8 protein-coding genes and 1 tRNA gene are annotated in these 11,391 nt (G+C 62.7%); 7 read left to right on the top strand and 2 right to left on the bottom strand.

Features of this window, described 5'->3' with window-relative positions; all coding sequences use genetic code 11:
* A partial coding sequence (locus EOA38_RS02855) for a D-alanyl-D-alanine carboxypeptidase family protein (RefSeq protein ID WP_145965912.1) occupies positions 1-1,077 on the bottom strand: 1,077 nt, incomplete at its 3' end.
* A gap of 215 nt (positions 1,078-1,292) precedes the next feature.
* Between EOA38_RS02855 and EOA38_RS02850 the strand changes: the two genes are divergently transcribed.
* The 7 genes from EOA38_RS02850 (at position 1,293) to EOA38_RS02820 (ending at position 10,630) form a co-directional block, all read left to right on the top strand.
* Positions 1,293-2,456 (top strand): M20 aminoacylase family protein, encoded by a 1,164-nt coding sequence (locus EOA38_RS02850; RefSeq protein ID WP_126091648.1) that lies wholly within the window; start codon positions 1,293-1,295, stop codon positions 2,454-2,456.
* 129 nt (positions 2,457-2,585) lie between these two features.
* A tRNA-Arg gene (locus EOA38_RS02845) sits at positions 2,586-2,662 on the top strand.
* A 346-nt stretch (positions 2,663-3,008) separates the two neighbouring features.
* The gene (locus EOA38_RS02840; protein WP_126091647.1) at positions 3,009-5,744 is read left to right on the top strand and encodes an AMP-binding protein; all 2,736 of its coding nucleotides are present in this window, start codon (positions 3,009-3,011) and stop codon (positions 5,742-5,744) included.
* Positions 5,741-6,724 carry an NAD(+) synthase gene (gene nadE / locus EOA38_RS02835; protein ID WP_189350511.1) on the top strand — a complete coding sequence of 328 codons (984 nt, stop codon included), beginning with the start codon at positions 5,741-5,743 and terminating at the stop codon, positions 6,722-6,724. Before EOA38_RS02840 ends, nadE begins: the two co-directional genes overlap by 4 nt.
* 5 nt (positions 6,725-6,729) lie before the next feature.
* Positions 6,730-8,751, top strand: a complete 2,022-nt coding sequence (gene asnB / locus EOA38_RS02830; RefSeq protein WP_126091646.1) for an asparagine synthase (glutamine-hydrolyzing) — start codon at positions 6,730-6,732, stop codon at positions 8,749-8,751.
* Positions 8,748-10,301 carry an AMP-binding protein gene (locus EOA38_RS02825; protein WP_189350509.1) on the top strand — a complete coding sequence of 518 codons (1,554 nt, stop codon included), beginning with the start codon at positions 8,748-8,750 and terminating at the stop codon, positions 10,299-10,301. The genes asnB and EOA38_RS02825 overlap by 4 nt, the downstream gene beginning before the upstream one ends.
* 53 nt (positions 10,302-10,354) lie before the next feature.
* Positions 10,355-10,630: an acyl carrier protein gene (locus EOA38_RS02820; RefSeq protein WP_126091645.1), complete on the top strand. Its 276-nt coding sequence runs from the start codon at positions 10,355-10,357 to the stop codon at positions 10,628-10,630.
* A gap of 18 nt (positions 10,631-10,648) precedes the next feature.
* Here EOA38_RS02820 and EOA38_RS02815 read toward each other — a convergent pair whose 3' ends face one another.
* Positions 10,649-11,341, bottom strand: coding sequence for a class I SAM-dependent methyltransferase (locus EOA38_RS02815; RefSeq protein ID WP_126091644.1), 693 nt, complete (start codon positions 11,339-11,341; stop codon positions 10,649-10,651).
* Between the last annotated feature and the right edge of the window lie 50 nt (positions 11,342-11,391).

Here is an 11,391-nt window from a genome sequence, read left to right as displayed (position 1 = left end):
TCGCCAGGTCGGCAGCGGCACATCGGCGTAGTTCTGGTCGGTTTGGTCGACGAAAGCCTTCGGCGCCGGTCCGGTGGCACCGCCGAGGCCGACCGCGATCAGCGTTGGGTGGTCGAGTTTCACCTGATAAGGCGATTTCGGCTTGTTCTTGGCGTCGACGGTTGGGGCGGCCTCGGATTGCTCCTCTTTCGTCTTCTTCTTGCAGATCTCGTCATGCAGATCGTTGGGCGACAGCGTGTCGCCATAGGGCTTGAGCGCCGCCAGCGTCGTCGAGCCGGCGGCCGGCGTATCAAAACCCTGGTCGAGCAGCTTCGCCGCGGCTTCGGCGCGGCTGATGGCGGATTTTTCGCCAAGCACCACGGCAACCAGCGTGCGGCCATTGCGCGTCGCCGAGCCGATCATGTTGAAGCCCGAGGAGCAGACGAAGCCGGTCTTCATGCCGTCGGCGCCCGGGTAGCGGCCGATCAGGAGATTGTAGTTGGGAAGCGCCTTCTTGCCGACGGCAAGTCCCTCGATGGAGAACCATGGCGCATATTGCGGGAAGTCGTTGCGGAGCGCCGTGACCAGGACGGCGAGGTCGCGCGCGGTCGTATACTGGTCCGGCGAATAGAGCCCGTTCGGATTGACGAAATGCGTGCCGGTCATGCCGAGTCTGGCGGCCCCGGCATTCATGCGGTCGGCAAAGGCCTCCTGCGAACCGCCGATGTTCTCGCCGACGGCCATGGCGATGTCGTTGGCCGACTTGACCAGCATCATCTTCAGCGCATTGTCGAGCCGCATCACCGAGCCTGGCTTGAAGCCCATCTTGCTCGGCGGCTCGCCGGCGGAATGTTTCGTCACCTTGATCGGCGAATCGAGCGCGACCTCGCCGGCGGCGATCGCCCGGAACGTCACATAGGCCGTCATCAGCTTGCTGAGCGAGGCCGGATACCAGCGCTTGAAGGCATCCTGATGCTCCAGCACCTTGCCGCTCTTCAAGTCGAAGAGAACCACCGGATTGGCGCGCGCGGCGCCACAGAGCATCGGCAGCGCCAGCCCGCCCGCCAGCAATAGGTTGAGGAAATGCCCTTGCCGCATGATCTATTCCGAAATCGCCTCTTGCCGTAGTCGCCGCTGGCTCCGTAAGATTTCGATACGCGATAGCCAGCATGGTGCGGACCGACCCTCGACCCAGGACCGCATTCGTGCGTGCTATTTACCCTATGTGACGCCAAAATGGCAAAGCGCCAGGCAATCACAATTGCCGGGCAGCGGACCTGAGCCGTCTGCCCCAACAAAGAGATGGACCGATTATGCCAATTCTCAACCGTGCCGCGGAAATGCAGGAAGAAGTCGCCGGCTGGCGGCGCCATCTGCACCGGACGCCGGAGTTGAATTTCGACGTCTTCCAGACCGCCGGCTTCGTCACCGACAAGCTGATGGCCTTCGGCTGCGACGAGGTCGTGACGGGGCTCGGCAAGACCGGTGTCGTCGGCATCATTCGCGGCCGCAAGGGCGAGGGTCCGACCATCGGGCTGCGCGCCGACATGGACGCGTTGCCGATCAATGAGATCACCGGCAAGCCCTATGCGTCGACAGTCCCCGGCAAGATGCATGCCTGCGGCCATGACGGCCACACCGCCATGCTGCTCGGCGCCGCAAAATACTTGGCCGAGACGCGCAATTTCGCCGGTTCCGTGGCGGTGATCTTCCAGCCGGCCGAGGAAGGCGGCGGCGGCGGCAATGAGATGGTCAAGGACGGCATGATGGAGCGCTTCGGCATCTCGAAGGTGTTCGGCATGCACAACATGCCCGGCCTTCCGGTCGGCGAGTTCGCCATCAAGCCCGGCCCGATCATGGCGGCGACCGCCGAATTCACCATCACCGTCAAGGGGCACGGCGGCCATGCGGCCATGCCGCACGGCACGATCGACCCGATCGTCGTCGCCAGCCAGTTGATCAGCGCTCTGCAGACTATCGCCTCGCGCAACACCGATCCGGTCGAGGCCGTCGTGGTGTCGGTGACGAAATTTCACGCCGGCGATGCCTACAACGTCATTCCGGAACAGGCCGAGATCGCCGGCACGGTGCGCACGCTGAAGAAAGAGGTGGCCAGGAAAGCGGAAGAGCGCATGCGCGCCATCTGCGCCGGCCTTGCGTCGGCCTTCGGCGCGACGATCGAGGTCGACTACGACGCCAACTATCCCGTCACCTTCAACCATGCGGAAGAGACGGTTTTCGCCAGCGATATCGCCGCCGACGTCGCCGGCGACGCGCATGTCCACCGCGCCATCCAGCCGGTGATGGGCGGCGAGGATTTTTCCTACATGCTGGAGGCGCGCCCCGGCGCCTTCATCTTCATCGGCAATGGCGACAGCGCCGGCCTGCACCATCCGGCCTATGACTTCAACGACGAGGTCATCCCGCATGGCATGAGCTATTGGGTGAGGCTGGCGGAGGCCGCGTTGGCCGCCTGACCGCCTTTGCGGCACGGCGGCGAGCCCACCTCGCTGCCGCCCGGCCGGCGCCGTGGAGTAAGTTGTTGCTCGGCAGCGAGCAACACCTCTTGGCGAACCGGCCCGAAGCGGCTATGTGTCTGGCCGCGTGGTCCCGTAGCTCAGTAGGATAGAGCGGCAGATTCCTAATCTGTAGGTCACAGGTTCGATTCCTGTCGGGATCACCATAATTTTCAAACGCTTAGCGAGAAGCCGCCATACTTTTTTCTGAAGATTAGTACGGCGAATTTCGCAGCTCCCGCGGTTCTCGCACGGTCAGCGATGGCCGCTTGACCGGAAAGTCGGAAGTTCTGTGTGACGAAAAGGCGGATTGCGGTCGGCCTCCCAGCTTCGCAAGGGCCAGCCTTACACCAGAGGACTAGATCGATTGATCATTACGACCTGCGATAGGCAAAGATAGCCGTCTGCCGCAATCGCGCTGTGCCGGGCTATGCCTGTGCATCATCAGAATGATTGATGAAAATGCCACCCTGCAGAGCGATAACCGGGCGTCAACTTTAGCTCAGGCAAGCCATGCTCCCGGCATACTGGAAGGCACCAGCGGCGGATACGGTTTTTTTTGAAAATTCTAATTTGCCGGCATCCTGCAGATGGGAAAGCGTACACGATTATGACCTGGATCACGGGGGCCCGGTCCGGCGCCCATACCGGCCGTTAGGGCCTGGCTTCGCAGACGTTTCGATCGACGCTCACCTCAGGGAAATTGCGGCGCGCTACCCCTCGAAGGTGGCCGTCCATGACGGCGTGAATGAGCTTCGCTACTCGAATCTCGATACCGCCGTCCAGCTTTGGTCGCGCCGTGTCACCGCCCTTGCCCCTGAAGGGAAGGCGGTCGGAATCTGCCAGCCCGCTTCGGTCTGGTATATTGTTGCGGTGCTTGCGATCATTGCCGCGGGGAGGATTGCAGCCCCGCTCAATGCAAGGGATCCCAGCGTCAGGATCAACGAGATTGCATCCGCGGCGCAGCTCTCCGCCATCCTTGGCGCAGGAAGCCGGCCTGAAGATTTGGCTGCCGAAATCCAGTGGATCGACATTACGGCAAATGCCGCGGCGGACGATCAATTGTCGGCCATGCCGCATCCATCACCATCTGTCGATGCGCCGGCGATCGTTCTCTACACGTCGGGCAGCACCGGGCGTCCCAAGGGCATCGTCAACAGCCAGCGCAGCTTGCTCTGGCGCGTGCAACAATATGTCGACGCATGTCACATCAATTCCGAGGATGTTTTCCTTCCCCTGACGGGTCTGGCCACGATAGCCGGCTGTCGCGAGATTTTGGCGGCCATTCTCACCGGCGCCACCTTGCACCTCGTCGAGCTGGAAACGATCGGCCTGCGCGGCGTTCGCGCGAGGATCAAAGACCAGGGCACAACCGTCACCTACCTCGTGCCCGCCTTGCTTCGCACGCTCATGGCCGATGCTCCCGCCGACACGTTCAGCTCGCTCAGAGTGGCCCGCGTCGGGGGTGAGAGAGTGCTTTGGACCGACATTGCCCTTCTGCGCAAAGCCGTCCCGCCGCAATGCCTCGTCCAGATCGGCTATTCGTCCACGGAAACGACAGGCTCGCAGTGGTTCCTGCCGTCAGAGCCGCCGAACGCCGAGATCGACGTGCCGGTTGGACGCCTCTTGCCGGGGATCGCATTTGCGATCGTGAATGAGGAGGGGCGTCCTGCCCCGCCCGGTGAAACGGGAGAGCTCGTGATAAAAAGCCCGTATGTCCTCCTTGGGCATTGGGAGAACGGCGCCGTCGCCCCCGCCGAAGCGGACGCTGACAATCCGCGCGAGCGGATTTTCCCGACCGGCGACCTCGTCCAATTGGATAGCCACGGACTATTGAGGATCATTGGCCGAAAGGGGCGGCAGATAAAGATCAATGGTCGACGCATCGAGCCGGCCGAGCTCGAGAGGGTGCTGCGATCCGCCCCATCCGTTCAGGACGCCGTGGCGATCGTGACGGAGGCAACCGAACTTGTCGCATTCGCGACCCCGAATGATCCCGCGGGTCCGGATTTTGTGGATGACCTTCGCCAGTTGATCGCAAACGCGCTGCCCTCACCCTTGCGCCCTCTGCGGCTTCATCGCGTGGATGAGATTCCGCGCTTGGGCAGCGGAAAGATAGACCTGGCGAAACTCGGGAAGATGGACCTTTTGGCCAGGAAGCCGACCACCATTGCCGATCTGCCAAGTCCCGGCAGCGACCTGAAAGTGCGTCAGGTGGTGCAAAAGGCCTGGGGCAAGGTTCTCAACACGCGCGCAGCAGCAGGAAGGTGGGACGAGGCCGGTGGAGATTCGCTCAAGCTGCTGCATTGCGTGATGGAGATCGAGACCCTGATCGGCCAGGAGCTCGGGCTTGAGAACTTCACCGTGGGGATGAGCGCGGAAGAGATGGTGAGGGCAGTCGTCGCGGCGCAAGCAGCCGCGCCGGGCAGAGCCGCACCGGAGCATGATCCTCCGCTCCTTTTCCTGTTTCCCGGGTCCGTCGGATACGGACCAAGCCTTGCCGCTTTCGCCTCTGCCATGAGCAAGACCGCAAAGGTCGTGCCGATCAGATATCCAGGTCTAGCAATGATCCTCAAGGGACAGAACGATCTGGCGAGCATGGTGGATGCCGCAGTCCAGCAGGTCAACCGCGCCCAGCCGTCGGGCCATGTCAGGCTTCTCGGCCATTCGCTCGGTGGAGCAGTTGCCCTGGAAGTCGCCGTGCGCCTGCTCAAGGCGGGACGGTCGGTAAAGTTCGTCGGCATCCTCGACACGAGCCTTGAGGGCGAGCGCAGCCGTCGCTGGGAGACGGTCACCCGCACGGTGCGCCGGATACGGTCCAACCGCATCTCGTTCCACCGCGTCGCCTGCCGCGCTCTGGCGAAGATGGCGGTCAGAATGGGTTACGAAACTCGTCTCGCTCGCGCGATCGACCGTTACACCGACGGCCAGTTCAATGGAGCCTGCTTCCGGATCAAGCTGGAGCTGCAGGAAGTGTTGCGGGCCCAGGCCTTCTTCCGCTGGCTGGAGGAACCCAAAGCGGCGCTTTCGATCCCCGGCACCCTGTTTCGCTGTGCTCGTCCGGGCATGTCCCGCACCATCGGGTGGGACAGCGTATTCCGCGACCTGCAGGTGATTCCGATCGTCGGTACCCACATCGATCTCGTAGCGGAGCCTCATGTCGCGACCAACCGTCCACTGATCGAAAAGGCCGTCCTGCAAACGTATACGCCAGCCGAATCTCTGCGATTGGAGGGCCAACCGGCATGATCTCGCTGTTCACCAAGGAAGTGCTGGCATTGGATGCCGCCGCGGAGGCAGACCGCATCGCGTCGTCGACGCGCGAGCAGGTTCTGGTCACGCTTCGTCGGCGCGGTGTGGTGGTCGGGCTGTCAGGCGGCATCGATAGTTCCGTCGTCGCATCGTTGTGCGTGCGCGCCTTCGGAAGGGATAAGGTCCTGGGAATCTTCATGCCGGAGCGGGACTCCTCCGGGGACTCGCTGAGGCTCGGGCGCGTCATCGCGGCCCAGCTCGGCATCGACACCCTGGTGGAAGACATAGCCCCGGCGCTTGATGCCATCGGCGCCTATCGTCGACAAATCGAGGCCATCCGCTCCGTCGTTCCAGACTATGACGAAGGGTGGAAATGCAAACTGGTGCTCACCTCGGTCCTGGAGAGCCAAGGCCTCAACATCACCCGTCTCACGGTTCAGGATCGTGACGGCAAGGTCAACACGGTCCGGCTGCCCATGGCAGCCTATCTGCAGATCGTCGCCGCGACCAACTACAAGCAGCGCATCCGCAAGATGACGGAGTACTATCACGCGGACCGCCTCGGCTACGCGGTAGCGGGAACGCCGAACCGGCTCGAATACGACCAGGGCTTTTTCGTCAAGCAAGGCGACGGCATCGCCGACGTGATGCCGATCGTGCACCTCTACAAAACGCAGGTTTACCAGTTGGCGGAACATCTCGGGGTGGACGAAGAAATCCGGCGCCGGCCTCCGACCACCGACACATTCTCCATGGCGCAGAGCCAGGAGGAATTCTATTTTGCACTGCCTTACCACCTGACGGATCTGTGCCTCTATGGAGTGAACCATGGAGTATGCGCGGACGAGGTCGCGGCGGCTGCGGGCCTTACCGGCGGCCAGGTCGAAAAGGTCTACAAGGATATCGAGGCCAAGCGTCGGGCAGCACGTTACCTGCACGCCCGGCCCTTGCCGTCCGTCCCGATGGATGCGGGCTGACCCGGATGTGCGGGATCGCCGGAATACTGGCGCTGAGCGCCACCGCCGAACCGCCTTCTCGCGAGGCACTGATACGCATGGCTGGCGCGCTTGCGCATCGCGGCCCGGACGAGCGGGGACTTTACCGGGACAGACGTGCAGGGCTGGCGCATGCCCGCTTGTCGGTCGTCGATCTTCGACATGGACAGCAGCCCCTCGCCGACGCTGACGGCCTGATGTGGGTCGTGTTCAACGGCGAGATTTTCAACTACCTCGAACTGCGGGACAGGCTGATCGCTCTCGGTCATCGGTTCCGCACCCGCAGCGATACCGAGGTCGTTCTGCACGCCTATCAGGAATGGGGCCAGGCCGCCTTCGAGCGTATGAACGGTCAATGGGCGCTGGCAATCTGGGACCCGGTTGCCGGCCGGCTGGTATTGTCGCGCGATCGCTACGGCATTTGCCCGCTGCATTTCTGCGAGCATGGAGGCCGCATGTTCTTTGCGAGCGAAGTCAAGGCAATTTTCGCGGCCGATGCCGCGATCCCGCGCGCGTTCGATCCGGCCGGCATCGATCAGACCTTCACCATGTGGACGGTCGTTCCTCCGCAGAGCGTGTTTCAGGGCATCCGCGAACTCCCGCCTGGACATGTGCGCCTCTATGAGAACGGCGTGGCGCGCGAGTATCCCTTCTGGCAACCGCGCTTCCCGGAAATCCATGGTCGGGAACACGACCGATCCAGCGGCTCCCTGGACGATGCGGTCGAGGAGGTGCGCGTCGCGCTGGAAGCCGCGACGGCGTTGCGGATCGTGCAGGCCGATGTGCCGGTTGGCTGCTATCTGTCGGGCGGGCTCGACAGCTCCCTTGTCGCCGCGCTCGGAAGGCGCTTCGCCGGCGAGCGTTTCCAAACCTTCTCCCTGCGTTTTGCGGATGCCGAGTATGACGAGACCCATTTCCAGCGGCTCGTCGCCGCCCGAACCGGGAGCGAGCACCACGAGGTAGTCGTTTCGCGCAGCGACATCGCCGCGGTCTTTCCCGAGGTGATCCGCCACACCGAGCGGCCAATCCTCAGGACCGCCCCGGCACCACTCTTCCTGCTGTCGAGGCTGGTGCGGGAACACGGCATCAAGGTGGTGCTGACCGGCGAAGGCGCCGACGAGATGTTTGCCGGCTATGACCTGTTCCGCGAAGGCAAGGTGCGCCGCTTCTGGGGACGCCAGCCGGCTTCGACAAGGCGTGCCCGGCTGCTCGAACGGCTCTACCCCTACCTCTCGCGCTCACCGGTTCATCAGCAGGCGCTGGCCAGGCAATTCTTCGGCCGCAACATTCAGGCCCACGCCGTGGCCGGATTTGCGCATGACACGCGCTGGCGCACGACGAGCGCCATCAAACGCCTGTTCTGCCCGGATATGCGCGCCGCATCGGAACGGCGCGACGCGGTGACCGAACTGCTCTCGACATTGCCGGCCGAATTCCCGCGATGGAGCCCCCTCGCCCAGGACCAATATCTGGAGATCCGGACGCTGATGTCGGGCTATCTGCTCTCTTCGCAAGGCGACAGGATGCTGATGGCTCATTCCGTCGAGGGCCGCTTCCCCTTCCTGGATGACAAGGTCGTCGCCTTGGCCAATGCGCTTCCGGACGCCTACAAGCTGCGGGGCCTCGATGAGAAGCACGTGCTGAAGCGCGCCGCGGCGCCGATTCTGCCGCCCCAGGTCGTTGCCCGAAAGAAGCAGCCCTACCGGGCGCCGAATGCGCTGAGTTTCTTCGCCGCGGACGCCCCGGCATACATTCGTGAAGCGCTGTCCCAGACAGCATTGCAGGCGGCGGGCGTCTTCGATCCCCAATCGGTTGCCCGTCTGGTTGGAAAGTGCCAGGCCCGAGTTGGCGAGGGCGACATGTCGAATTCCGACAACATGGCCCTGGTGGGCGTGCTGTCGACGCAACTCCTGCATCAGCAATTTGTCGCAACCCGTCCAGCCGGCGCGACAAGGCCGGATCTCGGCATCGATGTCGACTACGAGCATCGGGAAAGGGAGGTAGCATGATCCATGGTGCCGTACCGCTCCTGCACGACTATCTGATCCACTCCGCCAGCCGGCTCGGCGATAAGGTGGCGCTGGTTTGCAATCGGCAACGCGTCACCTACGCCGAAATCGACGAGCGCTCCAATGGGCTTGCGCAATGTCTGGTGTCGGCCGGCGTGCAACGCAGCGACCGTGTGATGATCTTCGCCGACAACACGCTCGAGACCGTTGTCGGCTTCTGGGCGGCGCTCAAGGCAAACGCTGTCGTGTGCATCGTCAATCCGCTCACAAAGAGCGAGAAGCTCGACTACCTCCTGAATGATTGCCGACCGGCGGCGCTGATCACGGACCAGCACTTGCGCTCGGTGTTCGGTGGGCCGGCGCACAACTGCCGATCGCTGCGAAAGGTGATCGTATCGGGGCCGATCGAGGACGACGAACTCAACCGGCTGCCGCATGCGATGCGGTGGGAAACGGCCGCCGAAAGAGCTCTCGCCGCGCCGGCACGCTGTTCGATCGACGTCGATCTTGCCGCCATCATCTATACCTCCGGGTCCACGGGCGAACCCAAAGGAGTGATGCTGACACACCGCAACATGACGGCGGCATGCACATCGATAGCGTCATATCTGGAGCTTCGCGAAGATGAGGTGATCCTCAACGTCCTGCCCCTCGCCTTCGACTACGGCCTCTATCAGATGCTGATGGCCTTCCGCACCGGCGCTCGGCTTGTCCTCGAACGTTCCTTCGCTTTTCCGGCGCAGATCCTTCAGCTCATCAAGGACGAGAGGATTACGGGCTTTCCCGGGGTGCCCACCATCTTCGCCTCGCTTTCGGAGCTCAAGTCGCTGAAGGACCACGACTTTTCGAGCATCCGCTATGTCACCAACACCGCGGCCGCCTTGCCGCTCAAGCACATCAACATGCTCAGGGAGCTGTTTTCAGACGCGCGAATCTATTCGATGTACGGCCTCACCGAGTGCAAGCGCTGCACCTACCTGCCGCCGGAAGATCTCGAGCGAAAGCCCCTGAGCGTGGGGATTGCGATCCCGAACACGGAAATGTGGATCGTCGACGACAACGACAGGCGGGTCGAGCCCGGAACCGTTGGACAGCTTGTCATCCGTGGCGCGACGGTGATGAAGGGTTACTGGGGCAAACCGGAAGCGACCGCCAGGAAGCTCAAGCCTGGCCCCTTGCCGGGCGAGCAGGTGCTCTACACCGGAGACTACTGCCGGATGGACGCGGAGGGCTATCTCTACTTCATCGGCCGCGGCGACGAGATCATTAAATCCCGCGGCGAGAAGGTTGCGCCGAAGGAAGTCGAAAACGTGCTGGTGAACATTCCGGGCGTGAAGGAGGCCGCGGTGATCGGTGTCCCCGACGAGCTTCTGGGCCAGGCGGTGAAGGCGTTCGTCGTGATCGAGCAGGGACGGATCGTCGGCGAGAAGCAGCTTCAGATGGAATGCCAGAAGCGGCTGGAAAACTTCATGGTCCCGAAGTCGATCGTCATCGTGCCCAGTCTGCCCAGGACGGACACCGGAAAACTCAAGAAGGTAGCTCTTTCGTAGCGCCTGTTGAACGGCGCGGATCGCATTTGTCTTTTTATCGGAGGGTGGATTGGATGGATTCGATTTTGGCAACCAAGCCCGCGGGCGACGTTTACACGAAACAAATTCGGGATTTCCTGGCCTCGAACTTCTACGTCGCCGACGTGAAATCTCTCAGCGCCACGGAATCGCTGCTCGATCAGGGCATCGTCGATTCCACCGGGGTGCTCGAGGTCATCGGCTTCATCGAAGAGACCTTTGGCATCATCGTCGAAGACAGTGAGCTCCTCCCTGAGAACCTCGATTCCATCCAGGGAATAGCGCAGTTCATCGCCCGAAAGAGGGGGTGAAGCCGACCTGCCAGTTGCTCAGGGCTGCGGCTTTGCATATCCGAGCACGACGCGCGCCTCGCCGGCGAGGTTGGTGACGGCGGCGATATCCTCGTAGCCCCTGCTGCGCTCCATCAGGCTTGCGACCTGGCGGTCCTGACCGAGGCCGACCTCGAACAGCAGGGCGCCGCCGGGCCGCAGATACCGCAGGGCATCCTTCACCACGCGCATGTGGATAGCGATGCCGTAAGGCCCGGCCGCGAAAGCCTCGCGCGGCTCGAGAGCGACCAGATGGGAGCGATCGCCTTCAAGCCGTTTCTCCGAGATATAGGGCGGATTGCACACGATGAGGTCGATCGTGCCCTGATGTAGCAAAGCGGATAGAGCTTCGAACAAATCGCCCTTCAGGACCGATACCCTGCCGACCAGCCCATGGTGGACGATATTGCGGTGTGTTGCCTCGACACACGCATCGGTAAGATCGCTGGCCCAGACCTTCGCGGCCGGAACATGATGCGCGATGGCGCAGGCGAGATTGCCTGCGCCGCAGCACATGTCGACGACGCGCGGCGCCGGCAGGTTCATTCGATGCAAGACATCGACCGCGGTCGTGCCAAGCAGTTCGGTCTCCGGTCTCGGGACCAGTGAGCCGGGAGCGACGAGCATCTCCATTCCCATGAAGGCCGTGCTGCCTTTGCTGTAGGCGTCGGTAACGCTGATATCTTGGCTCAAGGCTTGCACTCGTAAAGACATCGAGTTGGTCGGTTGCTGCGGAAGCGACA

The organism is Mesorhizobium sp. M1E.F.Ca.ET.041.01.1.1 (assembly GCF_003997355.1).
Classification (GTDB): domain Bacteria; phylum Pseudomonadota; class Alphaproteobacteria; order Rhizobiales; family Rhizobiaceae; genus Mesorhizobium.
The sequence above is the reverse complement of the archived record's forward strand: the minus strand, read 5'-3'. Positions and strand labels throughout refer to the sequence as shown.